Source organism: Streptomyces sp. NPDC007875 (assembly GCF_042868035.1).
In the GTDB taxonomy this organism is placed as follows: domain Bacteria; phylum Actinomycetota; class Actinomycetes; order Streptomycetales; family Streptomycetaceae; genus Streptomyces; species Streptomyces antimycoticus.
Genome location: NZ_JBIADZ010000016.1, coordinates 84,850 through 109,999, shown reverse-complemented (window position 1 = coordinate 109,999; position 25,150 = coordinate 84,850). Strand labels below are relative to the sequence as shown.

Annotated in this window: 23 protein-coding genes and 1 pseudogene; 16 read left to right on the top strand and 8 right to left on the bottom strand. The window is 71.9% G+C overall.

Annotated features, from left to right (window positions below):
• The 3 genes from ACFYOY_RS29555 to ACFYOY_RS29545 all read left to right on the top strand — a co-directional run bounded on the left by ACFYOY_RS29555 (position 1) and on the right by ACFYOY_RS29545 (position 2,316).
• Entirely contained in the window at positions 1-882 is an 882-nt protein-coding gene (locus ACFYOY_RS29555) for an alpha/beta hydrolase (protein WP_351885356.1), read from the top strand.
• Positions 883-1,103: 221 nt separating this feature from the next.
• Positions 1,104-1,427: a hypothetical protein gene (locus ACFYOY_RS29550; RefSeq protein ID WP_351885358.1), complete on the top strand. Its 324-nt coding sequence runs from the start codon at positions 1,104-1,106 to the stop codon at positions 1,425-1,427.
• Positions 1,428-1,479: 52 nt separating this feature from the next.
• Positions 1,480-2,316 carry an SAM-dependent methyltransferase gene (locus ACFYOY_RS29545; RefSeq protein ID WP_351885361.1) on the top strand — a complete coding sequence of 279 codons (837 nt, stop codon included), beginning with the start codon at positions 1,480-1,482 and terminating at the stop codon, positions 2,314-2,316.
• A 102-nt stretch (positions 2,317-2,418) separates the two neighbouring features.
• Here ACFYOY_RS29545 and ACFYOY_RS29540 read toward each other — a convergent pair whose 3' ends face one another.
• From ACFYOY_RS29540 to ACFYOY_RS29530, 3 genes are all read right to left on the bottom strand, one after another.
• A complete protein-coding gene (locus tag ACFYOY_RS29540) occupies positions 2,419-5,187 on the bottom strand; it encodes a BTAD domain-containing putative transcriptional regulator (RefSeq protein WP_351885364.1) in 2,769 nt (922 codons plus the stop codon).
• Between the two features lie 216 nt (positions 5,188-5,403).
• Complete coding sequence (locus tag ACFYOY_RS29535) at positions 5,404-6,339, bottom strand: TauD/TfdA family dioxygenase (protein ID WP_351885367.1); 936 nt, start codon at positions 6,337-6,339, stop codon at positions 5,404-5,406.
• A 417-nt stretch (positions 6,340-6,756) separates the two neighbouring features.
• A complete protein-coding gene (locus tag ACFYOY_RS29530) occupies positions 6,757-7,638 on the bottom strand; it encodes a LysR substrate-binding domain-containing protein (protein WP_351885370.1) in 882 nt (293 codons plus the stop codon).
• Positions 7,639-7,759: 121 nt separating this feature from the next.
• Here ACFYOY_RS29530 and ACFYOY_RS29525 point away from each other — a divergent pair, with 121 nt between their 5' ends.
• From ACFYOY_RS29525 to ACFYOY_RS29500, 6 genes are all read left to right on the top strand, one after another.
• Entirely contained in the window at positions 7,760-8,137 is a 378-nt protein-coding gene (locus ACFYOY_RS29525; RefSeq protein WP_351885373.1) for a nuclear transport factor 2 family protein, read from the top strand.
• Entirely contained in the window at positions 8,137-9,345 is a 1,209-nt protein-coding gene (locus ACFYOY_RS29520) for an FAD-dependent monooxygenase (RefSeq protein WP_351885375.1), read from the top strand. Before ACFYOY_RS29525 ends, ACFYOY_RS29520 begins: the two co-directional genes overlap by 1 nt.
• A 232-nt stretch (positions 9,346-9,577) precedes the next feature.
• The gene (locus tag ACFYOY_RS29515) at positions 9,578-10,720 is read left to right on the top strand and encodes an inorganic phosphate transporter (RefSeq protein ID WP_351885377.1); all 1,143 of its coding nucleotides are present in this window, start codon (positions 9,578-9,580) and stop codon (positions 10,718-10,720) included.
• A 33-nt stretch (positions 10,721-10,753) separates the two neighbouring features.
• Entirely contained in the window at positions 10,754-10,993 is a 240-nt protein-coding gene (locus ACFYOY_RS29510; RefSeq protein WP_093469695.1) for a hypothetical protein, read from the top strand.
• 77 nt (positions 10,994-11,070) lie between these two features.
• Positions 11,071-11,913, top strand: a complete 843-nt coding sequence (locus ACFYOY_RS29505; protein WP_351885380.1) for a pentapeptide repeat-containing protein — start codon at positions 11,071-11,073, stop codon at positions 11,911-11,913.
• A gap of 40 nt (positions 11,914-11,953) precedes the next feature.
• Positions 11,954-13,129, top strand: coding sequence for a damage-control phosphatase ARMT1 family protein (locus tag ACFYOY_RS29500; protein ID WP_351885383.1), 1,176 nt, complete (start codon positions 11,954-11,956; stop codon positions 13,127-13,129).
• 78 nt (positions 13,130-13,207) lie between these two features.
• On the opposite strand, the gene ACFYOY_RS29495 is transcribed toward ACFYOY_RS29500, so the two are convergent.
• Positions 13,208-13,459, bottom strand: a complete 252-nt coding sequence (locus ACFYOY_RS29495) for a hypothetical protein (RefSeq protein WP_351885386.1) — start codon at positions 13,457-13,459, stop codon at positions 13,208-13,210.
• A gap of 201 nt (positions 13,460-13,660) precedes the next feature.
• Positions 13,661-13,924: a hypothetical protein gene (locus ACFYOY_RS29490; protein ID WP_351885389.1), complete on the bottom strand. Its 264-nt coding sequence runs from the start codon at positions 13,922-13,924 to the stop codon at positions 13,661-13,663.
• A gap of 210 nt (positions 13,925-14,134) precedes the next feature.
• Here ACFYOY_RS29490 and ACFYOY_RS29485 point away from each other — a divergent pair, with 210 nt between their 5' ends.
• Complete coding sequence (locus tag ACFYOY_RS29485) at positions 14,135-14,803, top strand: pentapeptide repeat-containing protein (protein ID WP_351885392.1); 669 nt, start codon at positions 14,135-14,137, stop codon at positions 14,801-14,803.
• 27 nt (positions 14,804-14,830) lie between these two features.
• On the opposite strand, the gene ACFYOY_RS29480 is transcribed toward ACFYOY_RS29485, so the two are convergent.
• Both ACFYOY_RS29480 and ACFYOY_RS29475 read right to left on the bottom strand, forming a co-directional pair.
• Complete coding sequence (locus ACFYOY_RS29480) at positions 14,831-15,601, bottom strand: metalloregulator ArsR/SmtB family transcription factor (protein ID WP_351885610.1); 771 nt, start codon at positions 15,599-15,601, stop codon at positions 14,831-14,833.
• Positions 15,602-15,688: 87 nt separating this feature from the next.
• Positions 15,689-16,195 carry a DUF664 domain-containing protein gene (locus ACFYOY_RS29475; protein ID WP_351885395.1) on the bottom strand — a complete coding sequence of 169 codons (507 nt, stop codon included), beginning with the start codon at positions 16,193-16,195 and terminating at the stop codon, positions 15,689-15,691.
• Positions 16,196-16,504: 309 nt separating this feature from the next.
• Here ACFYOY_RS29475 and ACFYOY_RS29470 point away from each other — a divergent pair, with 309 nt between their 5' ends.
• The 6 genes and pseudogenes from ACFYOY_RS29470 to ACFYOY_RS29445 all read left to right on the top strand — a co-directional run.
• A complete protein-coding gene (locus ACFYOY_RS29470; protein WP_351885397.1) occupies positions 16,505-17,236 on the top strand; it encodes a dienelactone hydrolase family protein in 732 nt (243 codons plus the stop codon).
• 29 nt (positions 17,237-17,265) lie between these two features.
• On the top strand, positions 17,266-18,249 hold the full coding sequence (locus tag ACFYOY_RS29465; RefSeq protein ID WP_351885399.1) for an ABC transporter substrate-binding protein: 984 nt from the start codon (positions 17,266-17,268) through the stop codon (positions 18,247-18,249).
• Positions 18,246-19,055, top strand: coding sequence for an ABC transporter permease subunit (locus ACFYOY_RS29460; RefSeq protein WP_351885402.1), 810 nt, complete (start codon positions 18,246-18,248; stop codon positions 19,053-19,055). The genes ACFYOY_RS29465 and ACFYOY_RS29460 overlap by 4 nt, the downstream gene beginning before the upstream one ends.
• A complete protein-coding gene (locus ACFYOY_RS29455; RefSeq protein ID WP_351885405.1) occupies positions 19,052-19,876 on the top strand; it encodes an ABC transporter permease subunit in 825 nt (274 codons plus the stop codon). Before ACFYOY_RS29460 ends, ACFYOY_RS29455 begins: the two co-directional genes overlap by 4 nt.
• A gap of 49 nt (positions 19,877-19,925) precedes the next feature.
• Positions 19,926-21,557, top strand: a complete 1,632-nt coding sequence (gene mdlC / locus ACFYOY_RS29450) for a benzoylformate decarboxylase (protein WP_351885408.1) — start codon at positions 19,926-19,928, stop codon at positions 21,555-21,557.
• A 7-nt stretch (positions 21,558-21,564) separates the two neighbouring features.
• Positions 21,565-21,981: pseudogene (locus tag ACFYOY_RS29445) on the top strand (ABC transporter ATP-binding protein); the annotation flags it as partial.
• A 373-nt stretch (positions 21,982-22,354) separates the two neighbouring features.
• Here ACFYOY_RS29445 and ACFYOY_RS29440 read toward each other — a convergent pair.
• Positions 22,355-25,039, bottom strand: coding sequence for a discoidin domain-containing protein (locus ACFYOY_RS29440; RefSeq protein WP_388590560.1), 2,685 nt, complete (start codon positions 25,037-25,039; stop codon positions 22,355-22,357).
• Positions 25,040-25,150 lie beyond the last annotated feature (111 nt).

Below are 25,150 nucleotides of genomic sequence, written 5' to 3'. Positions count from 1 at the left end.
GTGACAGAGCTGAAGAACATCAACGCAAATGGACTTGATTTCGGGTATTTCGAAGCGGGCCCGGCCGACGCCCCATTGGCGCTCTGCTTGCACGGCTTCCCGGACACCGCGCACTCCTGGCGTCATCTGCTTCCCGCGCTCGCGGACGCGGGCTACCACGCCGTCGCGCCCTTTCTGAGGGGCTACGCGCCCTCCGGTATACCGGCCGACGGCGCCTACCAGGCGGGTGCGATCGCCGCCGACGCCAACGCGCTCCATGAGGCATTCGGCGGCGACGGTGACGCCGTGCTCATCGGCCACGACTGGGGCGCCATCGCCGCGTACGGCGCCACCGGCAGCGCCCCCGAGCGCTGGCGGCGCGCGGTCACGATGTCGGTGCCCCCGCTGGGCGGGGTGCTGGCCGACTTCTTCAACTACGACTACGGCCAGTTCAAGCGCTCCTTCTACATCTTCCTGTTCCAGACGCCGCTGGCCGAGGCCGGTGCGGCGGCGCACGACATGGCCCTGATCGACGGCCTGTGGCGCGACTGGTCGCCCGGCTACGAGGACGCCGCCGAGGACATCGCGCACGTCAAGGAGAGCCTGCGGGACCCGGCCCATCTCGCCGCCGCGATCGGCTACTACCGGGCCCTGTTCGACCCGTCGCGTCATGTGGCGGCGTACGCGGCGGAGCAGGAGGCCGTCACGGCCACCGGGGAGACCCCCATCCTCTATCTGCATGGCACAGACGACGGCTGCATCGGCGCCGATGTCGTCAAGGGGGCCGAGGACCACCTCCCGGCGGGCTCGCGCATGGAACTGGTCGAGGGCACGGGGCACTTCCTCCACCTGGAGGCGCCCGAGCGGATCAACCGGGAGGTCCTGGCCTGGCTCGCCGGCTGACCGGGCGGCCTTGGGCTCACGCCTTGCTGCCACATCGTGTGTGACCAGGGCCTTTCCCATGCGGAACGCGGTGCGGCCGCGGCGGGGATCTGGACCGGGGCGGACCCGGTCGAGCCGCCGCGGCCGTCGCTTTACCGCCGGTATACCGCCGCTGGTCCGCCCTGGTGCATGCTGGGCGCATCGCTACAGCCGCCCGGCAGGGACGCGTCTGGAGAGGGCCTGTGAACGTCGACCAGCAGCATCAGCCTCGCACCGAGGACGAACCCCTCTACGCCTGGAGCACCTTCCAGCTCTGCGGCGGGGTGGAGGGGTCCGGCCCGAGCGGCACCTGCCGGGCCGAACACACCGCTCGCACCTGTCTGGAAGCGGCGCTCCAGGCCACCGCGACCCACTCCGGCGCGTACTCGTGGGGGCAGCTCAGCCGGGTGTCCGCCGATGTCGGGCTGCCCTTCCACCTATGGGCGCGGGATCCGGTCGCCTGGGCCGAACCGGGGCCCAGTGAGACGGTCACCTGGCGTCCGGGCGCGGCTCCGCATCCGCAGTGATCCGGAACCGTCCGCGGTGAGGCGAGGCAGTGCTATGGGTAAGGGAATCACGATGAAGAGCAGCGGACCCGGGATAGGGCTCCTCAGGACAAGGGCGTGGCGGCCGGCCGACCACGGCCGTCTCGCGGTCAGCGAGGCGAATCCGGCCAGGGTCTACAACTATCTGGTCGGCGGTAAGGACAATTACCTCGCCGATTACGAGCAGGCCCAGCGATTTCTCGGAGTCGCACCCGAAGTCCGCGATACCGCGCTCTCCAATCGGAGATTCCTGCACCGTGCCGTCCGTCATCTCGCCGCCAGTGGAATCAGCCAATTCCTGGATATCGGTGCGGGATTGCCAGCGAATCCGAATGTGCACGAAATCGCCCAGGCCGTGAATCCCCGGGCCCGTGTGGTCTACGCCGACAACGACCCCATCGTGGCCAGCCACGGCCAGGCCCGTCTCTCCGTCTCCGGCACCACCATGGTCAGGGCCGATGTCCGCTCGCCCGACGACCTCCTGGGCCATGAGGAGCTGCGGCGGCTGCTCGACCCCGCGCAGCCGGTCGCCATCCTGCTGACGCTCGTCCTCGACTACATCGAGGACATGGAGAACCCCGTCGGCATCGTCCGCCGGTTCATGGACTGGGCCGCACCGGGCAGCTGTCTGGTCCTCTCCCACGCCACCGGTGACTTCACCCTCGACACCGACCGGGAATGGGAGGTCATCAGCTTCGGGGACGCCGTCAGCCTGGTCGCCCGCGACCGTGCCGGGATCATGGAGTTCTTCACCGGCCTCGACCTGCTCGCCCCGGGCCTGGTGCAACTGCCCTCCTGGCGCCCGGGCATCGGGGCCGAGTCCGACCCGAGCCGGGTGTGGGCCTACGGCGGGGTGGCCCGCAAGCCGTGACCCCGCCCCCGCGGTGTACGACGTCGTACCCCCGGTGCCGACGTCCGCCCCGGATCCCGCCTCAGCGCGGGCCGGGGCCGATCTGTTCGGCGCGGGCCGGGTTCAGCGCGGTCCGGGGCCGATCTGGAGGGTCATACAGGCGGGGAAGAGCCCGCTCCAGGTGTGCCCGCGCCAGCTCTCGTAGGTACCGGGGCGCTGCCACACGGGCAGGGCCTGGTCCATATGGGACCGGCCCTCGACGAACCTGCCCTGTTCCATATAAGTGATCCCGATCTCGTAGAGCGCGAAGCCCTCATGGTGGATGTTGCCCGTGCGGCGGGCGTACTCCAGGCTCTCCTTGAAACAGGTCAGGGCGTCCTCGGGACGGCCCATGCCGCGGTGGGCGCGGCCGAGATTGCCCAGGCCGATCACCTCGGCCGGCAGATCCCCGGCCTCCCGGGCGAGCGTCAGCTGCCGCTCCTGCACCGTGATGGCCTCCTCGAACAGGCCCAGTTCGCACAGCGCGTCCGCGAGATTACAGGCGGAGCGCAACTCCCCCTCCCGGTGACCCAGTTCGCGCCAGATCTCCAGCGCCGACTCCAGCGCGGTCCGCACCTCGTCGTAGCTGTGCTGCAGCCAGTACGCGGCGGAGAGACCGTCCAGCGCCCAAGCCTCGCTCTCCGGGTCGCCCAGGCGGCGGGCGGTCTCGATGGCCAGCTCGTTGACCGTCTGCAAATCCTGGGCGTGGGCCCGGGGGAAGAGAAACCACTGGAGCGCCCGCGCCAGCCGCAGCCCGAGGCGGGCGATGGCCTCGGGCTGGGCGGGCTCGGCCGCGTGGGCGACGGCGGACAGCAGATTGGGGAGCTCGGTCTTCAGCCAGCTCTCGGCCTCGTCCTGGCCGGTCAGCGGGACCGCCGGGCCCTCACCCGGATGCCGGGGCCAGGGGCGGAGCGGGTCGAGCAGGGCGACCGCCTGCTGGGCGGTGGCCGCATAGCAGGACAGGGCCCGCTCCAGCGCCGCCGAGCGCTCCGCCTCGGGCTCCTCCTGCTCGGCCTGCTCCGACGCGAACAGCCGCAGCAGATCGTGCATGTGGTAGCGGACGGAGTCGCGGCTCTCCAGGAGCTGGGCGTCGACCAGCCGCTCCAGCGCGTTCTCGGTGCGGTCGGCGGGCAGGTCCAGCAGCGCGGCCGCCACCGGCAGGCTCACATCGGGCCCGTGCACCACGCTCAGCAGCCGGAAGGCGCGGACCGCGTCCAGGTCGTCGGAGCGCCGGCCGAGCCGGAACGCCTCGTAGCTCACCTGGAAGCTGATACGGACGGCCAGATCGCCGAATCGCAGCTCGTCCAGCCGGCCGCGGGCGTCGGTCAGCTTGGCCACGAGGGTGCGCAGCGGCCACGCGGGGCGGGCGGCCAGCCGGGCACCGGCGATCCGCAGCGCCAACGGCAGCCCGCCGCACAGCCGGGTGATCTCCTCCGCCTCCGCGGGCTCCGCCCGCACCCGCTCCGCGCCGACGACCCGCTCCAGCAGCGCCACCGCCTGGTCCTGGGGGAGCACATCCAGATGCAGATGGGTGGCGCCCTCCAGGGTGGTCAGCATCTCGCGGCTGGTGACCAGCGCGGCGCAGCCCGGCCCGGCGGGAATCAGCGGCCGCACCTGGTCCACACTCGCCGCGTTGTCGAGGATCACCAGCAGCCGCCGACCCGCCGCCAGCGAACGGAACTGCGCGGACGCCTCGTCGGTGTCGCCCGGCACGCTCGAGCCGTCCACGCCGAGGGCGCGCAGGAACCGGCCGAGCACCTCGCCGGGGTCCAGGGCCGACTGCCCGGCGGTCGCCCCGTACAGATCCACATAGAGCTGGCCGTCGGGGAAGCGGTCGGCGAGCTGGTGCGCGGCGTGAATGGCCAGGGTCGACTTGCCGACCCCGCCGGTGCCGTCGATGGCCGCGAGCACCACCGACCGCCCGCCCTCGCCCGGGTCCCCGGCCGCGTCCATCAGCGCCTGGATCACCGCGACCTCGCCATGGCGGCCGGTGAACGTGGGGCTGGCGGGCGGCAGTTGGCGGGGGCCCCGGGGGGTCTTGCGGGGAGCGGCGGGGGCGGGGCGGTCCGCCTCCGGGGCGGGCGGCGCCATCAGGGAGGCGTCGGCGTTCAGGATCCGCTCGTGGAGGCCGCGCAGGGGCGGGGTCGGCTCGACCCCGAGCTCCTCGCTCAGCAGCCGGTGCAGATCCCGGTAGGCGGCCAGGGCGTCGGCCTGCCGGCCGGACCGGTACAGGGCCAGCATCAGCCGGCCGCGCAGCTCCTCACGGAAGGGATGCTCGGCGGTCAGCGCCTCCAGCTCGCCCAGGACGGCCGTATGCCGCCCGCACCGCAGGTCCGCGTCGATCCGGGCGTCCACGGCCTGCAGCCGGCACTCCTCGAGCCGGGTGGCCTCCGCCGCCACCGCCGGGGTCGGGGGCACATCGGCGAACGGGGCGCCGCGCCACATGGCCAGCGCCTCGCGCAGCCGCTCCGCCGCGGTCTCGGGCGCCTCCCGGTCGAGGCTCCGCCGCCCCTCCTCGACCAGCTGCTCGAAGCGGTGGGCGTCGAACTCGGCGGCCTCCACCGCCAGTCGGTAGCCCTGCGCCTTGTAGCCCTGCTTCTCGGTGATCAGGGCCCGCCCGGCCTCGTCGCCCAGGGTCTGGCGGAGCCGGGAGACATAGGTCTGCAGCAGCTTGGTGGCGCTCTGGGGTGCCCGGTCCTCGCCCCAGAGCTCGTCCAGGAGCCGCTCGGTGGAGACGGTCTGGTTGGCGTGGCACAGCAGCACCGCGAGCAGGGTCCGCCACTTGGCGGGCCCCAGGGAGGTCCAGCCCTCGCCGTCGCGCAGCTCAAGCGCTCCCAGCACCCGGTATCGCACCCGTCGCCTTCCCTCGGCTCGTCAACTGACCACTCCATAAGGGTTATACCTCCGGTGTGGCGCCTGCCGGGCATCGTTTCATCCGCCCGGAACCAGGCGACACCGGGTACGCGCTTTCTACGGAGCTTGCAGGGACCTCCCACGGCTCTTCCACGGGCTTTCGCAGGCATCGCGGATGACCGAAAATCGCCGTAGCGGGGTCCCTGCCGGCCGAGGTCAGAACGGCTGGTCGCCCTCGATGGCGACGCGTTCGGCGACCCTGCGATGCGGGGCGTAGTCATTGACCGCGTAGTGCTGCGTGGCGCGGTTGTCCCAGAACGCGATGTCGCCCGGCTGCCAGTGGAAACGCACCTGGTACTCCGGGACATGCGCCTGCCGGCACAGAAAGCTCAGCAGCCGGTCGCTCTCCTCCCGCTCCATCCCGGTGATCCGGGTGGTGAAGGAGGTGTTGACGAAGAGCATCCGCCGGCCGGTCTCGGGATGGGTGCGCACGACCGGATGCTCCACCGGCGGGAAAATCTCCTGGAACGGGGCCAGCCGCTCGGGCCCGTAGAAGCGGGAGAAGCCGGGGATGAAGTCGTGGACGGCGGTGGCGCCGTCGATGCGGTCCTTCACCTCCGCCGGGAGGTTGTCGTACGCCGCGGCCATGTCCGCCCACAGGGTGTCCCCGCCCACCGGGGGCACCTCGCGCAACTGCAGCACGGCGCCGAGCGCGGGCCGGGTGCGGAAGGTGACGTCGGTGTGCCAGATGTTCTCGAAGGTCGGCGTGGCGCCGGAACCCTTGTCGAAGCGGACGACATCCTCGCTGGAACCGGCGGCCAGCAGCGGATTGGTCTCCAACTCGCCCCAGTGGCGCGCGAAGCCGCGCTGCCGCTCCGGGGTGAGGTGCTGGCCGCGGAAGAAGAGCACCTTCCACTCCAGCAGGGCCCGGTTCAGCTCCTCGCGCAGCGCGGGCTCCAGCGGCCGGGACAGGTCCAGCCCGCGGATCTCGGCCCCGATGACGCGTCCGAGGGGCGCGACCTCGAACCGCTCGTACGGACGCTCCTCCCACCCCTCGGGCACTCGCCGCAGGATGCGCTGGCCCTCGTACATCCCGTCCGGCGGGATGGGGGCCTCGCGCAGCGTCGCTGGTGTGGTGTCGACAACGGTCATGGCGTCTCCTCATACGTGACAACGGGCAGGGGGCAGGCGGGGGGAGATGCCCTCGTGCCGAGGGGGACCACGGGAACGTCGTCCGGATCGTCGCGATATCCGGATCGTCAGTCGTCACGATGTCCGGATCGGCAAGGGAATGACCGGCGATCGTCAGAGGAATGACCGGCGTGGCCTCGGGGGCGCGGGGGCGTTGGCCGCGGGATGCGGAGAGTCCCGGTTAGAGGCCCGAGCGCTCACACCCGGTCCGGTCCGGGGCGCGAAGGTGTCCCGTCGAGTCGAACCGGTGCCTGATCATGCGGCAATTCTGGAATCTGCCCTGGTGGGCTGTCAATGGGGCCTGCCATGCGTGTGCGGGGAGACGAGTCCTTACCCGGCGGCGCGGTCGGGGGCCGACGTGGCGGACGTGGCGCACGCTCAGCCCGCCAGGGCGGTGCGGGCGCGCTCGACCAAGGCCCGGCCGGCCGGGCCGCTCGGGCCCTCCGCCCGCCAGGCGAAGGCCAGCCGCCCGCGCAGGGCCGGCCGGTCGATGCGGATCGACCGCAGCCGGCCCGACCGCGCCTCGGCGAACGCGCCGGGCAGGATCGCCGCGCCCAGCCCCCGCTCGGCGAGCTGCGCCAGCACCTCCGGATCGCTGGCCTCGAAGGCGATATGCGGAGTGAAACCGGCGGCCGCGCACGCCTCGTCGATCCGGGTGCGCAGCCCCGTGCCGCGCGGCAGGCTGATCAGCGCACGGCCCCGCAGCGTGTCCAGCGAGATGGCCGAGTGCACGGCGAGCTCATGGCCCGGGCTGACCGCGGCCACGATCGGCTGGTCCGTGATCACCTCCAGCTCGACACCGGCCGGGGTCGTGGCGCCCACGCTGACGATCGCCGCGTCGAGCCGTCCCGTGCGCAGGCCCTCCAGCAGCTCGTCCGAGGTGGCCTCGGTGAGGGTGATCTCCACCGCCGGGTGGGCGTCGTGGAACTCCGCCAGCAGCCCCGGCAGATCCACGCTGTGCGAGGTGACCGTCCCGACCGCCACATGGCCGCGCAGCAGTCCGGTCAGCTCGTCGACCGCGAGCCGGGCGCCCTCCACCGCCGCGAGCGCGGCCCGTGCGTAGGGGAGCACCGCCGCGCCCGCCTCGGTCAGCCGCACCGAGCGGCCCGACCGGTCCAGCAGCTGCTCGCCCAGCTCGCGCTCCAGCCGGCGGATCTGTGCGCTGACCCCGGGCTGGGCCACATGCACCCTCTCCGCGGCCCGGGTGAAGTTCCGCTCCTCGGCCACCGCCACGAAGTATTCAAGCTGTCGCAGCTCCATAACCAATGATTCTAGCAACCAGACTTACCATCTCTTGGACTTCTGATCGCGCCCGCCGGAGGGTGGAGACAGCCGAAAGACGGCCACAAGGCAGTCGAAAGGCAGCCGAAAGGAGTCGACCATGACCGAGACCCGTGCCCGCGCCACCACCCCCGAGGATCTGGCCCGGCTGTTCGTGGAACGTGCCAACGCCGGTGACGCCGAGGGGCTGGCCGAGCTCTACGAGCCCGACGCGGTGCTCGCCTACCCGCCGGGTGCCACGACCGTCGGCCGGGAGGCGATCCGCGCCGTCTGCGAGCGGATGCTGGCGCACGCCCCGCGCCCCTTCCAGGTGGAGGAGGCGCTGCCGACCGTCCGCTACGGCGATCTGGCCCTCACCTCGACCCGCCCCGCCGACCACACCGGCGGCCGGGTGCAGGTGGCCCGCCGTCAGCCGGACGGCACCTGGCTGCGCATCATGGACCGCCCCGAGATCCGCCCCGGGGCCGGAGCCGAGTGATGAGTGTGCTCATCGCCGGGGCCGGGATCGGCGGGCTGGCCGCCGCCCTGAGCCTCCACGCGGCCGGTGTCGGGACGGCGGTCGTCGAGAGCGCCCGGGAGATCCGGCCACTCGGCGTCGGAATCAACCTGCTGCCGCACGCCGTGCGCGAGCTCATCGAACTCGGCCTGGGCGACGAACTCGCCGCCATCGGTGTGGCCACCGCCGAGAACGTGTACGCCGACCGGTTCGGCCGCCGGATCTTCACCGAACCGCGGGGCATGGCCCAGGGCTACCGCTGGCCGCAGTATTCGGTGCACCGCGGGGAGCTGCAGCGGCTGCTCCTCGCGGCGGTCCGCGAGCGCCTGGGCGCGGACGCGGTCCGCACCGGGGCGCGGGTCGTGGGATTCGACGACTCCGCGGAAGGGGCGGGGCCGGCGGAGCGGGACGGTGTGCGCGTACGCATCCTCGACCGGGCGACGCGGACGGTCGAGGAGAGCGCCGCCCGGGCGCTGATCGGCGCCGACGGGCTGCACTCCGCGGTCCGCGCCGCGCTCCACCCGCAGGACGGTCCGCTGCTGTGGTCGGGCATCCGGATGTGGCGGGGCACGACGCGAGCCGCGCCGTTTCTCACCGGACGCTCGATGGTGATCGTGCGCGACGGGGACGCCGAGCTGGTCGCGTATCCGATCGGCGGCGGCCGGGTGAATTGGGTCTGCCAGGTGCGGGTGTCCGAGCCCGGGCCGCTCACCGGGGACGCGGCCTGGAACCGGGTGGGCCGGCTCGCCGATGTGCTGCCGTACTTCGACCACTGGCGGCTCGGCTGGCTCGATGTGCCCGGTCTGCTGGTGAACAGCGGCGAGATCCTCGAATACCCGATGGTCGACCGCGAGCCGCTGCCGTGGTGGGGGAGCGGCAGGGTGACCCTGCTCGGCGATGCCGCGCATCCGATGTATCCGGTGGGGGCCAACGGCGCGTCCCAGGCCGTCGTGGACGCTCGCGTCCTCGCCCGCGAACTCGCGCGAACGGACGATGTGCCGGCCGCGCTGGCCCGCTATGAGACCGAGCGCCGCGAGGCGACGGCGGCCGTCGTACGGGCGAACCGGGCCATGAACCGGGCCGGTGCGCGGACCCCCGAGGAGCTCGCCCGCGTCACCGACACCTACCGGGACAGCACGGGAAGCGACGTTCGCACGCTCAACGCCCGCGCCTCCCTGAGCTGCCGGTGAGCCGTCCGGTCGGCGGGAGGGAGGGGGAGGGCGGAGCGCACCGCGCCGGTCGCCGGCGCACCGCGGCCGGGTGACGCCGTGTCCATGGCGCCGACCCGGCCCGGTCGTTGGGCCGGATGCCAGCGTTGGCGCCCTCCTGACGCCGCGCTTAGCGTGGACATCAGACAGCGGTCTTCACGAGACGGCCCGACGCGGCGACGTGCCGGACCACTCCTGGTGCGGGAGGTCGGGAATGGACTCCGTCTCCTTCCTTCTGGTGGCTGTCATCCTCACGGCACTGGCCTTCGACTTCACCAACGGCTTCCACGACACCGCCAATTCGATGGCCACGTCCATCGCCACGGGGGCGCTGTCGCCCCGGATCGCCGTCGTCGTCGCCGCGGTGCTCAATCTGGCCGGGGCCTTTCTCTCCACGGAAGTGGCCAAGACGATCTCCAATGGCATCGTCGACGACGCCAAGGTCTCCCCGGTCATGATTTTCGCGGGACTGATCGGGGCGATCCTGTGGAATTTGATCACCTGGCTCGCCGGGCTGCCGTCGAGTTCCTCGCACGCCCTGTTCGGCGGGCTGATCGGCGCGGTGTGGGTGGGCGCCGGGGAATCCGCGGTGCGCTTCGCCGCCATCATCGAGAAGATCCTGATTCCGGCGGTCGCCTCACCGATAGTGGCCTGTGCGGTGGCCATGCTGGCGACCTATCTCGCCTATGTGATCACCCGTCGGGCGGCTGTCTCCGCGGCACGCAAGGGGTTCCGCGCGGGCCAGGTGGGATCCGCCTCCCTGGTGGCCCTCGCTCACGGCACCAATGACGCGCAGAAGACGATGGGGGTCATCACCCTCACCCTCATCGCCGGCGGTGCGCTCGGCCACGGCTCAGGGCCCCCGTGGTGGGTGGTGCTCGCCGCGGGCCTGGCGATCTCGCTCGGCACCTATGTCGGCGGGTGGCGGATCATCCGGACCATGGGGAAGGGGCTGACCGACATCCAGCCCCCGCAGGGCTTCGCCGCCGAGACCAGCGCCACCGCGGTGATCCTGGCCTCCTCGCATCTGGGCTTCCCCCTCTCCACCACCCAGGTGTGCACGGGCAGCATCCTGGGGGCCGGCCTCGGCCGCAAGCTGGCCCATGTGCGCTGGGGGATCGCCGGGCGGATCGCCGTGTCCTGGCTGCTGACCCTGCCCGCGGCGGCGGCCGTGGGAGGTGTCGCGGCCTGGGTGGCGGGCCGGGGCAACGCGGGGGTGGCCCTGGTGGCGGGCATCGCCGTGGCCGCGGCGGTGGCCTTCTACGCGCTCTCGCGCCGGCGCCCGGTGAATCCGGACAACGTGAACGAGCCGGGCGTCCCCGAGCCCGCCGAGCGCACCCTGGACAGAACCGTCTGACCCGGATACGACCGCCGTGAGGAGTTGATCCGTATGGGCACCACCTGGGGCACGATCGGCGGGGTCTTCGGGGTCAGCCTCGGGGTCACCGTTCTGGTGGTCGTGATGTTCTCCCTCGGCGTCGCCGCCTGGGCCCGCGCCGGTGGCGGCGTACCGCGCCACGGGGCGCGCCGCGGTCGTTCGGACACGGTGGCGGTGGCCGCGGCGGTGGTGTGTTTCGCCGCCTGCCTGGCGATCGCCGCCTATGGAATCGACCTGATCATTCCCGGCTGAGCCCGCTTGCGACAATGGAGCGCAACCGAGCACCGCCCGCATCGCGGTGCTCTTGTCCAAGCGGGAGACCACGCACGGTGTCACATCCGACCGAAACCCCCTCCTCCGGCCCGGCCGCCGCGGAGCGCACCGCCCTGCGGGCCGACTGCGGCAGCTGCTTCGGGCTGTGCTGTGTCGCCCTGCCCTTCGCCGCCTCCGCGGACTTCGCCATCGGCAAGGGCGCGGGGGAGCCCTGCCGTAACCTCCGGTCCGACTTCCGCTGCGGTATCCACTCCCGGCTGCGGGAAGAGGGCTTCAAGGGCTGCACGGTCTACGACTGCTTCGGCGCCGGGCAGAAGGTCTCCCAGCTCACCTTCGAGGGCCGCGACTGGCGGGCGCACCCCGGGACGGCCTCCGAGATGTTCGCGGTCCTGCCCACCATGCGCCACCTCCATGAGCTGCTCTGGTACCTCACCGAGGCCCTGACCCTGCCGGCCGCCCGGCCCGTCCACGGCGCGGTGCGCCGGGCGTTGCGGGAGACGGAGCGCCTCACCCACGGGAGCGCCTCCGAGCTGATGGAACTCGACGTGGCGGCCCATCGCGACCGGGTCAATCAGCTGCTGCTGCGGACGAGCGAGCTGATACGGGCCCGGATCCCGGGCAAGAAGAAGAACCGCAGGGGAGCCGATCTCATCGGCGCCGACCTGAGGGAAGCCGATCTGCGGGGCGCCAACCTCCGCGGGGCCCGCCTCATCGCGGCGGACCTCACCCGCGCCGATCTGACCGCGGCCGATCTGATCGGGGCCGACTTCCGCGACGCCGACCTGGGCGCGGCCGACCTCCGGGGCGCCATCTTCCTCACCCAGGCCCAGTTGGCCGCGGCCAAGGGCGACGCCGCCACCCGGCTGCCGCCGTCCCTCGCCCGCCCCGCGCACTGGTGATCCCCTCCTCGCCACCGTGCGGTGTGCGACCCTGGCTGCCATGTCCGACACCGTCGACGCGCCCGTGATCCGTAGCGATGAACCCGGATCGTTCGCCCGGAGTGTGCTGGCCGAGCGCCATCCCGCACTGATCGAGAAGGTGCGCGACGCCTTCCCGTACGGTCCCGGGCAGCACCGCGCCCTCGACGCGCTGCGCGACAACGCCGCCGAGGGCACCATCACCCCGCTCCCGCCCACCGCGTACGACCACGACCGGTGGGCGGAGTGGGGCCGGGAGCACTTTGGCCGGTCCTGGTTCGACGTGCCGTTCCTGTGGGCGGAGAGCTACTTCTACCGCAGGCTCCTGGAAGCCGTGGGCTACTTCGCCGACGGCCCCTGGCGGGGCATCGACCCGTTCCGCCCCTTCAAACAGGCCGAGCTGCACACCCCTGAGGCCGAGGCCGAACTGGCCACCCTCGATGACATCCTGCGCAAACCCGCCGGGGAACAGGCCGACGCGCTGGTGCACGGCTCGCTGTGGGGCAACCGCGCGGACCTGGGCTTCCGCATTTCCTCATCGGCCGCGGACGCGAGCGGCGCCGACACCCCGCCGCTGGTCGCGGACGACTCCGAGGCGCTGTGGTCCCTGCTGCCCGCCGGCTCCCCGGCCACGCTGTGCGTGGTGGCGGACAATGCCGGGCGGGAGCTGCTCCCCGACCTCGTCCTCATCGACCATGTGCTCCACCACGGGCGCGCCGAGCGGGTGGTGCTGCAGGTGAAGCCGTATCCGTACTACGTCTCCGACGCCACCACCGAGGATGTCGTCGACTGTCTGCGCCGTCTGCTGCGGGCGGAGGGTGCCGCGGCCGGAACCGGCAGACGGCTCTGGGCCGCCATGGGCGACGGGCGGCTCGTCGTGCGGGCGCATGACTTCTTCCGCGCCCCGCTGCCGTACCAGGAGATGCCCGGCGATCTGCGGAGCGAGTTCGCCGAGGCCACGCTCACCGTCTTCAAGGGCGATCTGAACTACCGCCGCCTCGTCGGCGACCGGCTGTGGCCCCCGACCACCTCCTTCGCCGACCGCACCGCGTACTTCCCCGGCCCGGTGGCCGCGCTGCGCACCCTGAAGTCGGATGTCATCGTCGGCCTCGACGAGCGGACCGTGGCCGCGCTGGACGCGCATGAGGACCACTGGCGCACCAGCGGCGCCCATGCGCTGATCCAGGTGCGGCGGTAAGGGCGCGCTCCCCTCGCCCCGGAGGGCGGAGGGGAGCGCAAGGGCCGGCGACCGTGGCCGCCGTGATGTTTCCCGACGTTACCCGCCGATCAGGTTGGCGCAGGTGCTGCCGATCTCCAGGTCACCGCTCGGGGCGGCTGCGCCGGTGGAGGTGGTGGTGCCGGTGTTGGTGTCACAGTCGTTGCTCTGGAAGATGAAGCTGGACAGGTTGAAGGTGGTGGGAACATCGGCGCTGCTGCCGTAGCCCTGGGCGGTGGCGGTGCCGGTGCCGAGGAGCACGAGGGTGCCGGCGGTGGCGGCCAGCAGGGCGGCCTTCTTCGCGATCTGCATGGATTCCTCCGTGTGGGGTCGCAGAGCGATATATCTGACGATCAGATTTAACGGAGAAGGTGCGGGGAAAGTCAGGTAAGCGCACCGAAGAGTGACCCGTTCGGCGCACCATTCGATCCGAAGAGAAAGCTCCCCCCATCGCCGGAGCGATGAGGGGAGCCTTCTGGTTCGGCGACCGTGGCCGCCGAGGTGTCGCAGAGGTCATCCACCAATGGAGTTGATGCAGGTGCTGCCGATCTCGATCTCGCCGCTCGGAGCGGCGGCAGCGGTGGAGAGGGTGGTGCCGGTGGAGGTGTCGCAGTCGTTGCTCTGGAAGATGAAGCTGGACAGATTGACGCTGGTGGGAACGTCGGCGCCTCTGTCGGAGCCGCCGCCGTTGCCGTAGGCGGCTGCGGTGCCGGTGCCGAGGAGCACGAGGGTGCCGGCGGTGGCGGCCAGCAGGGCGGCCTTCTTCGCGATCTGCATGGATTCCTCCGTGTGGGGTCGCAGAGCGATATATCTGACGATCAGATTTAACGGAGGAATGCCGGAGAAAGTCGGGTAAGCGCACCGTGGAGTGCCCCGTACGGCGTACGTCATCCTCTCCGGTGTCAGTCGGTCCCCGCGGGGATGTCCGACCCGGATGGCAGGATCGCCCCCGCACGCCGTCCGCCCTCTCAGGAAAGTGAGCCCCGCATGGCGCCGTCCCCCCGTGAACTCGCCGATCTGCCCTTCGCCGACCATCTGCGGCCGTTCGACGGGGTCTTGGCGGAAGGGGGCGACTACGACACCGTTCATCTGGACGGCGACGCGTTCGACGGGGCCACCTGCGACAACGCCCGGTTCCTCGAATCCGCGTTCTCCTCGGTGACCTTCACCGGGGGCCGTGGTCGCGGGGCCCGGTTCAATGAGGTGTGGCTGGACGGTGTGCGGTGGGTCGGCACCGATCTGGCGGACACCGACTGGCTGGACGGCGAGCTCAGCGGCTGTGTGCTGGCCGGCCTCGAAATGTTCTCCGCGCGGCTGCACCGGGTGGTCTTCCACCGGTGCAAGCTGGAATCGGTGAATCTGCGCACCGCCACGCTGCGGAACGTCACCTTCGTGGACTGTCTGCTGCGTGATGTCGACCTCGGCGGTGCGGGGCTGACGGAGGTGGCGTTTCCGGGGTCGGCGCTGGAGGACGTGCGGTTCGGCAAGGCGCGGATGGCGAAGGTCGATCTGCGAGGGGCCACCCGGCTGGAGATCGGCGATGGCTATGACGCGCTGCGTGGCGCCACCATCGGCAGCGGGCAGCTGATGGAGCTGGCGCCGATGCTCGCCGACGCCTTGGGGATCACGGTACGGGACGGTGGGGCCGCGCGGTGAGCCCCCACGTCCCACGGTGACCGAGGTTCACTGAGGGATCAGCCAGGGCTGCTGCGGCAGTGGACTCCCCGTCTCGATCAGCGACTTCAGGTTGGACAGCACCGCGGCCCAGCCACCGGCCGCCGCGGTCCGCTCGGCCTCGTCGGCCAGGTTCTCATGGGTCACGGTGAGCCGGACGATGTCGCCGTGCGGCTGGATGTCGAAGGTGACCCGGGAGGGCTCGGCGGCGCCATCCGCGTCGGGCGCGGCCCAGGTGGTCACCAGCCGGGTGGGCGGTGCGCTCTCCACGACCGTGCCGACGACATCGGCGGTGCCGGAGCCGTCCGTCCGCTGATGCTCCCACGGGGAGCCGACCTGCCAGTCCGACACATTGCTGTGGCCCCAGTACTCGGCCGTGAGATCGGCGTCGGTCAGCGCGTGCCAGACCTTCTCCGGTGTGCTCTCGATATAGATGACGTACACGAACGCGGGCTTGTCGGCCATCGCTTCCATCGCTTTCTCGGCTTGTCGTCTCACCAAGCTCAGCGCGCGCAGCCGCGGGCGCTCGAACTTGTCGATCCAGCGCTCCTGGATCTCATGGAGGGGGACGGGGTTGAGGTAATGGAGTTTTTCGCGGCCCCGCCGCACCGTGCTGACCAGATTGGCGGCCTCCAGGACGGCCAGATGCTGGGTCGCGGACTGGCGGGTCATCTCCAGCCGCCGGCACAGCTCGCCCAGCGTCTGGCCGTTGTGCTCATGCAGCATGTCCAGCAGATACCGCCGGGTCTGGTCGGCCAGCGCCTTGAAGACCTTGTCCATCTCTGAGCTCACACCGCACGTTATGCAGGCGATTGCCTGCATGTCAATGCGAGCGATATGACGGCCCCCGTTCTCCGTGATTCCGCGCTAGCGCCTGCGGATCGCGCCGCGGATGAACGCCGCCTGCCCGGCGTGCTCCAGATCGTCCCCGATCACGCTGACCAGCCGTACGCCGAGGGTCACCGCCGGGGTCCACCGCTCGTCCACGATCCGGTCGAGATCGGCGTCGCGGAGGCCGCGCACGAAGGCCAGCGTGTTCTCGTGGACGGCGTCGTAGTACCCGGCGAGCAACTCGGCGTCCGCCCGCACCGCCGCCACGTCCTTGCTCCGGTGGCCGTAGCCGGTGGCGTCCGGCGGGAACGGCAGACCGAACCGCTCGGCCCAGCCCTCGGACGTCCACAGCTGCTCGGTGCCCGCCGCGTCGGCGATGTGGTCGTCCTGGACCCGGGTCAGATGCCACACCAGCCAGGCGATCGAATTGGCCCCGCTGTCGAGCCGTACGGCCAGCTCGTCCTCGGAGAGCCCGTCCACGGCCGCCTGCACCTCCTCGCGCACCCGCTCAAAGGCGTCGGCCAGCAGATCGGCGCTGTTCATTCACGGCTCCCTCGCTCGTGGTTACCTTCCGGCCATGGTTTCACCCCGCGGCGCGGGCCGAGGGGTGCCGACTCGCCGGAACGCGACTCACACGGGCGGGACGAGGGTGAAGTAGCGGTCGGGCACCGCCTGGTCGCCGCGTTCGCCTTCGCTGTCGGCAGACCGAATCGGCCGCGGGCGAAGAAGCACGGGCCCGGCGCGCCGCCGCTGTTAGCTTCCCCCCATCCGGCTCGGCGCCCAAGAAGGCCCGAGAACCCCCAAGAGCCCATGAACGCCCAAGAACACGGTCGAGGACAAGGGAGCGCGGCGATGGTGACGACCAGGCGAATCGAATACCCCGTGGACGGCACGACCATGGTGGGCCATCTGGCGCTGCCCGGGGGAACGGGCCGGCGCCCCGCCGTGCTGATCGCCCATGAGGGCCCCGGCCTCACCGATCACCAGCGCGAGCGCGCCGACCGGCTCGCCGAACTCGGCTATGTCGCCTTCGCCCTCGACTACCACGGCGGCGGTCGGTTCATCGAGGACCGCGAGGAGATGTTCGCCCGGGTCGACGAGCTGCTCGCCGACCCCGACCGCATGCGTGCCCTCACCGGAGCCGGGCTCGCCGTGCTGACCGCCGAGCCCAGGGCCGATACCTCGCGGCTCGCCGCCATCGGCTACTGCCTGGGCGGCACCATGGCCCTCGAACTCGCCCGCGGGGGCGCGGACCTCAAGGCCGTGGTCGGCTTCCACCCCAGTCTGACGACCACCCGCCCCGAGGACGCCGCCAACATCACCGGCAAGGTCCTGGTCTGCGTGGGGTCGGAGGATCCGATCATCCCGGTCGAGCAGCGCCTGGCCTTCGAGGAGGAGATGCGGGCCGCCGGGGTGGACTGGCGCATGACCATCCACGGCGGCGCCCTGCACAGCTTCACCCACCCGGACCTCGACCCCGATCCCTCGGCCCGCCCGGGCATCGGCTACCACCGGGCCTCCGCCGAACGGGCCTGGCGGGCCATGCTCGACCTGTTCGACGAGGTGTTCCCGACCATGGTGTGAACAGCTGACGACCCCTATCGTGAAATGCCATGAGAGACCAACTGCGCTTCCGCCCGGCGAAGTTGGCCGCGACCGCCACGGTCACCGCGGTACTTCTCGCCGGATGCGGCGGCTCCGAGGAGGAGTCCGGGGCCCGGGGCGGGCCGGAGAAGAAGACGATCACGGTCGCCGGACTGCCGCTCGCCGATGTGGCCGCGCTGCACATCGCCATCGATCGGGGGCTCTTCGAGAAGGAGGGGCTGAACGTCCGCGTCCAGCCGGTCCAGCAGAGCGTCCAGGCGCTGCCCGCGCTCGCCCACGGCCAGGTGGACGTCATCGGCGGCGCCAACTTCGTGACGTTCCTCCAGGCCCGCGAGAAGGGCACCCTGGACACTCGGGTGCTGGCCGAGGGCGCGCGCAACGCCCCGCACATGATGGATGTGCTGGTGCCCTCCGACTCCAAGATCAAGGGGCCACGGGACCTCAAGGGCAAGAAGATCGCGGTCAACATCCTCAACAACATCCAGTCGCTCACCCTCAACGCCGTCCTCGGCAAGGCCGGGGCAGGGCTGCCCGAGTACCGGCAGGTCCCGTTCCCGCAGATGGGCTCGGTGCTGGAGCGGGGCCAGGTGGACGCGGTGCATGCCGCCGAGCCGTTCGTCACCGCGCTCAAACGCGAGCTGAAGGCGCGTACCGTGATCGACGGCAACGCGGCACCCACCGCCGGACTGCCGCTCAGCGGTTATGTCACCACCGACCAGTTCATCGACAAGTACCCCAAGTCCGCTGCCGCGTTCCAGCGTGCCATCACCGCCGCCCAGGCCGTCGCCGCCAAGGACCGCGGCGCCGTGGAGAAGGTGCTGCCCGGCTATACGAAGATCAAGCCGGCGGAGGCCGCCACCATCGGCCTGCCCGACTACCCGGCCACTTCCAGCGCCGCCCAGCTGAAGCGGCTCATCTCCCTGATGCGGGCGCAGAAGCTGCTGACCAAGGACCTGGACCCCGCCGCCGTCCTCTACCAGCCCGCCAGGTGAGCCCCGCGACGGCCAGGCGGAAGCGCACCGGGCGGGCCAGGGACGCGCTGCTCGGGGCCGTCGGCGTGCTCGTGGCCTTCGGCGCCTGCGAGGCCCTCAGCCGTTCCGGGATGGTGCGGCGCGCGTTCCTGCCGCCCGCCTCCGAGGTGCTGGTACGGGCCGTCGAACTCGGCGGCGACACCGCCTTCCTGAACGGCGTCGGCGCCACCCTCGAGGCATGGGCCACCGGGCTCGCCCTGGCCTGCGCCCTCGCGATCCCCCTCGGGCTGCTGCTGGGCAGTGTGCCGGCGGCCGGGCAGGCCGCGCGGGTGCTGATCGAGTTCCTGCGCCCGGTGCCGTCGGTGGCCCTGATCCCGTTGGTGTCACTGCTGCTCGGCGCCGGCAGCGAGACGACGATCGCCCTCGTCACCTACGCCTGTGTCTGGCCCGTGCTGTTCAACACCGTCTACGGGCTCGGCGAGACCGATCCGCTGGCCAAGGACACGCTGCGCGCCTTCGGCTTCGGGCGGCTCGCCGTCCTGCTGAGGGCCGGGCTGCCCTCGGCAGCCCCGTTCATCGCCACCGGGGTGCGCATCGCGGCGGCCACCGCCCTGATCCTCGCCGTGGCCAGCGAGATCCTGGCCGGATTCGGCGAGGGGCTGGGCACCTTCATCGCCCAGGCGGGCATGGCCACCGACGGCACCCGCGATGTGCTGGCCGGTGTGGTGTGGGCGGGAGCGCTCGGCCTCGTCGTCAATCTGGCCCTCACCGCGGTCGAACGGCGGTTGTTCCCCTGGGCGCCCGAGCACCGGGGGAGCCGCACATGACCGCGCAGGCCACCTCGCTCCGCACCGTCCGGCGGCTGCCCCGGACGCTCGCGCTGCGCCTCGGCGTACCGGTGGTGGCGGTGGTGCTGTGGCAGCTCGCCGCGCGGGCCCACGGCAGTGTGTTCTTCCCGACCCCCGCCCGGATCGTCGAGCACGGCTATCACCTGTGGTTCTCCGGCCCCGCCGGACGGGCGTTCCTCACCGACGCGGCGGTCCGCGATCTGCTGCCCAGCCTCGGGCGGGTGCTCGCCGGATTCGCCCTCGCCGCGGCCGGTGGCATCGTGCTGGGGCTCGCCTTGGGCCGCTCGCGCACCCTGTACGCGCTGTGCGACCCGGTGCTGCAGTTCGCCCGCGCCGTGCCCCCGCCCGCGCTGGTGCCCGTCTTCGTCGTCGTCTTCGACCTCGGCACGCCGATGCAGCTCGCCTCGATCGTCTTCGGCGCCATCTGGCCCGTACTGATCAACACGGCCGAGGGGGTCCGCGGAATCGACCCGCTGCGGCTGGACGTCGCCGCCACCGTGCAGATGCGGCCCGCCGAGCGGATCGTGCTGCTGTATCTGCCCGCCGCGCTTCCGCGCATCTTCGCGGGGCTGCGGCTGAGCCTGTCGCTCTCGCTGATCCTGATGGTGTTCTCGGAGCTGCTGCCCGGCACCGCCGACGGCATAGGTTTCCAGCTCACCGACGCCCAGACCCGCTCCGATCTGCTCACGGTGTGGGCGGTGATGGTGCTGCTCGGCGCGCTCGGCCATCTGCTCAACAGCGTGCTGCTCACCGTCGAACGCATGGCCCTCGGCAGACACCGTGCCGCGCACCGCTCCTGACGACCCGTACGCAGGACCCGCCCCCGCACCCAGCCGAGGAGGTGGCCCCATGGCCGCGCCCCCCGCCCACCCTCCGACCAGCACGGTCCGCGACGCGGTGCTGGCACTGTGCCGCGCCACCGGCATGACGACCGTCTTCGGCAATCCCGGCTCCACCGAACTGCGGATGTTCCGCGACTGGCCCGAGGACTTCCGCTATGTGCTCGGACTGCAGGAGTCGACCGCCGTCGCCATGGCCGCGGGCCACGCCCTGGGCACCGGGCGGGCGGCGCTGGTCAGCCTGCACTCCGCCGGGGGCGTCGGCCACTCCCTGGGTGCGGTGTTCAACGCCTACCGCGATCGGGTGCCGGTGGTGATCATCGCCGGCCAGCAGTCCCGTGCGCTGCTCCCGCTGCGGCCCTTCCTCGGCGCCGACGAACCGGCCCGGTTCCCGCGCCCGTATGTGAAGTTCAGCAGGCAGCCGGAGCGGGCCGCCGATGTGCCCGCCGCGCTCGCCGAGGCCCACCGGATCGCCATGAGCCACCCCCGGGGCCCGGTCTTCCTCTCCGTACCGGAGGACGACTGGGACCGCCCCGCCGAGCCGGTCGCCCCGCGCACCGTCCACGGCGGCTACACCGCCGACCCCGGCGCGCTGGCCGGTCTCGCCCGCGCACTCGACGCCGCGGCCCGCCCCGCGCTGGTCGCCGGGCCGGGTGTGGACGACGAGCACGCCGTACGCGAAGTGGCCGAACTGGCCGAACGCCTGCGGGCCGCGGTGTGGATCAGCCCGCTCTCCGGACGCTCCGGCTTCGACGAACGCCACCCGCTCTTCCAGGGTTTTCTGCCGCCCGTCGCCGACCAGCTGGCGGAGCGGCTGGCCCCCTACGATGTGGTGGTCGCGCTAGGGGCCCCGCTGTTCACCTACCACGTGCACACCGAGGGCCCGCCGCTCGCCGACGGTACCGAGCTCTACCACCTCGACTGCGACCCCGCGCAGGCCGCGTGGCTCCCCGTGGGCACCAGCATCGTGACCACCCTCCGCCCCGCCCTGCGCACCCTCGCCGATCTCGTCCAGCCCTCCGATCGGCCCGCGCCAGAGGTGCGGCCCGCCCTCCAGCCGCTGCCCGCCTCGGCCGAGGAGATCTCCCCCGAGCTGGTGATGGAGCTGCTCCGCGAGCGGCTGCCCCGGGACACCGTGCTGGTGGAGGAGACTCCCAGCCACCGCGACGCCCTCCACGCCCGCCTCCCCATCAGCGGCGCGGGCCGCTTCCTCACCACCGGCAGCGGCGCGCTCGGCTGGGGGCTGCCGCTCGCGGTCGGACGCGCCCTCGCGGACGGCGAACGGGTGGTGTGCGTGGTCGGCGACGGCTCGGCGCTCTACTCGGTGCAGGCCCTGTGGACCGCGGCCCGGCACCGCGCCCCGGTGACCTACCTCCTGCTCGACAACGGCGGCTACGGTGCGGTCAAGGCGCTGGGCCGCCGCATCGGCATCACACCCGTGCCGGGCACCGAGATCGGCGGCATCGACTTCGCCGCGCTCGCCGGGTCCTTCGGCTGCCCGGCCGACCGGGTGGAGCGGCCCGACGAGCTTCCCAAGGCCCTCGACCGGGCCTTCGCTCTCGGCCGTGACGACGGCCCGGTGCTGCTCCAGATCCGGGTCCCCGCCGACGACTCCCCGGCGTACGAGCCCTGGGCCCGGTGAGGCGGAGATGCTGCGGATCGACCACCTCAGCCACCGCTACGGCGACGGCCCCGATGTGCTCCAGGACATCGAACTCACCGTCCCCGAAGGACAGTTGCTCACCCTCGTCGGCCCCTCCGGCTGCGGCAAGTCCACCCTGCTGCGCTGTGCCGCGGGTCTCGTCCGCCCCTCCACCGGGCGGATCACCCTGGACGGGGAGGTGGTGAACGGCGTCCCGGACCGGCTCGGTGTCGTCTTCCAGGACTACAGCCGCTCCCTCTTCCCCTGGCTCTCGGTACGGGAGAACGTGGCCCTTCCGCTGCGGCGGCGCGGACTGGCCCGCGCGGAACGCCACGCGGCGGCGGTGGCCATGCTGGAACAGGTGGGCCTGGCCGACGCCGCCCGCCGCCACCCCTGGCAGCTCTCGGGCGGGATGCAGCAGCGCGTCGCCCTCGCCCGCGCACTGGCCGCCCGGCCCGCGCTGCTGCTGATGGACGAGCCCTTCGGCGCGCTGGACGCCCAGACGCGGGAGGATCTGGAGGATCTGCTGCTGCGGTTGCACCGGGCCGAGGGGATGACGATTGTGCTGGTCACCCATGACATCGACGAAAGTGTCTATGTGGCGGACCGGGTGGTGGTGCTGGCTTCGGGCCCGGGCCGGGTGCGGGCGGATCTGCCGGTGGCGCTGCCCGCCGACCGCGACCAGATCGCCACCCGGGGGCTGCCGGAGTTCATCGCGCTGCGGACGGAGGTGGGGGCGCGGTGCGCCAGGGAGCGGCCGCGCCCCCACCTCGTCCCCTCTGACACATCTGACGCGTCTAGCCCGCCTGACGCAGGGTCAGCCAGTCGACGGCGGCCACCCGGTGGCCGCCCGTGGCGACGAGATAGACGTCATGGGAGCCGGTCACCGCGCGGGGGAGACGTACCGAAAGCTCCCGCCAGCTGTCCGTGCCGCCGCGCACCGGAAGCGTGGCCGCCACCGGTCCGTCCGGGGAGTCCAGGCGCAGTCGCAGGGCGCAGTCCCCGCAGCCGCCGGACGCCAGCCGCACCGTGAGCGTGTCCGCGCCCGCACCGAACCGCACCCCCCGGAAGCCGATCGCGCCCCCCTGCCCGAGGACCGAGGTGGCCGCCTCGCCGCGCTCGGCGCCCCGGACCACCTCGGCGCGCTCCGCCTGCAAGGTGGCGGCCGCGTCGGGGCCGTCGGCGTAGAGCCGGATCTCGTTCACCGCCCAGGGGTTCTCGCCCGGCGCCGTCAGCTCGATCCGCAGGTAGCGGGCGGTGTGCTGCGGGAAGACCGCGTCCTGGGTGAAGGAGCGGCCACCGACCCGGGCCACCGGCGTGCCCCAGTGGTCACCGTCGCGGCTGACCGAGACGGTGAAGCCATAAGGGTGCCCGGTGGCGTCCAACCCCGCGTCGATCGCCACCCGGCCGAAGGTCTTCACGGTGCCCAGATCGACGGTGAGCGACTGACCGGGGGACTGGGGAGCGCTTCCCTTCCACTGGGTGGTCTGGACCCCGTCGACGGCGGCCGAGGCATCGCCGCCCCCCGAGGCGGTCGCCTTCCAGCCGTCGTTGCGGACCCGGGTCTCACAGCCCGGCAGCCGGCAGCCGGACGACCAGATGGGCGCCCCGTATTCATACGCGCCCTGGTCCGGCCCATCGCCCCGGACCTCGCCGGTCACCCCGTCCACCATCTCACCCGCGTCGATGGCGGGAGAGCCCGCGCGTGGCCACAGCTCGCCGTTGCGCGCGTCGGTGTAGCGCGGATCCGTGGGCGGCAGCAGGTTGTTCCGTACGACCGGGGCCGGATCGCCGGGGCCGGAGATCTCCATCGGCGTGAGCGCCACGTCGTTGCTCACATACGTGCCCGTGGCGTCGGTCGCGCCGCTCAGCCGGACGGCGGCGGTGGAAATGCCCGTGCCGTACGAGGAGTTGTGGTCGCGGTTGCCGAGGCTCACGCTGCTGTGGCCGTTGAAGAAGGTGCCTCGGGTGCCGGTGTTGTAGGCCACGTTGTGGTGCAGCAGGAACTGGCTGGAGGAGTTGTCGATGTAGTAGCCGACCTGGCCGTCCGCGTCATGAACGGTGTTGTGGTCGACGCTGGTGCCCTTGGCGTCCAGGTTGCAGCAGACATAGAACGGGCTGCCGTCACGTGAGGTGCGCATCGCCTCGGAGAGGTCGTTGTAGGCGATCCGGTTGTCGTGGAAGGGCACGCCGTTCAGCTGCCAGGCGGTGTCGATGCTCGCGCGGCCGGTGCGGCGGATGGTGTTGTGGGTGACGGTCTGGCCGCTGCCGTTGATCTCGATACCGGGGGTGTAGCTGCCCATCCAGCCCACGTCGTGGATGTAGTTGCCGGTGACGGTGTTGCCGCTGCCGCGCAGCAGCACCCCCGTACCGGCGGAGTAGCCGATGTCGCTGTCGCGCAGGGTGTTGCCGTTGCCGAGGATCTGGACACCGGAGTTCAGCACCCGCGAGGCGACGATGTGGCCTTCGCCGGGCGGGATGGCCAACTCGTCGTCGCGCGGCATGGGGAGCGTGGAGAACTCCGAGATGTAGCGCGCCCGGAGCCCCTCGACCAGCACACCGGTGCTGTCCGCGCCGGTGCGCAGCGACGTGCCCCGCAGGCCGAGGCCGCGCACGGTGACATGCGAGCTGTGCGAGAGGTCCACGCCCCAGCTCTCGTGCTTCGCGGTCACGGTGTGGCCCGCGATGCCGCCCTGGGGCGGGACCAGATAGAGGCGGCCCGCGTCCTTGTCGTAGTACCACTCACCGGGCTGGTCGAGCGTGGCCTTGGCACCCACCAGGTAGTAGTTGCGGTAGGTCTGGTCGCCCATGCACAGCGGGGTGCAGCGGTAGTTGCCACCGGTGAAGTCCAGCGCCCCGGCCCTGGCGGCGGTCACCGTGCCGGTCTGCTGGCTCCATGGGTTGGATCCGGCCCATAGATGGACGGTGGCGCCGGTGAAGTCGCCGTCCGGCAGATCCGGGTCGTCGATGTGCTGATCGGTGGAGGAGCGCTCGGCCACCGCCCAGGACGGATTGAGCGGATCGGAGCCGGAGTTGGGCCAGCGGCCCTCCATGGCGCGCTCCCCGTCCAGGAACAGCGCGTTCTCGCTGTTGTCGAGCGGAAGGTCCACATCGGCGGCCACCAGACCACCGCCCGCGTCCCGCCAGCCGGTGACGGTCCTCGTCCCGTCCACCGTGACCGCGCCGTCGCCGTACGCGGCGAGGGTGATCGGAGCGTCCTTGGTGCCCGAGGGCGGGGCGACGCGCTCCTGGTAGCGGCCGCGGTGGATCAGGCAGGTGTCCCCGGGCCGGACCTGTTCGGTGCAGCGGCCGATGGTGTGGAACGGATGGAGCGAGCTGCCGCTGTCGCGGTCGGCACCCCAGGTGGCGACGTGATACGTGCGCCCCTGGTGCCGTCCTTCGGCCGATGCGGCGCCCGGCAGCGCGGTCAGGACCGCCGCTGCGGCGGCGACCACGGATATGCGCCTGAGCGCGGATCTCATCTACAGCCTCCCCGGTTGGGATTCGACCGCAACGTAGGAGAAACATCGGATGGGGTCAACGGTTGGGGAGGGAATGGCTGGAGATGTGGCCGAGAGGCTAGGGAAGATTTC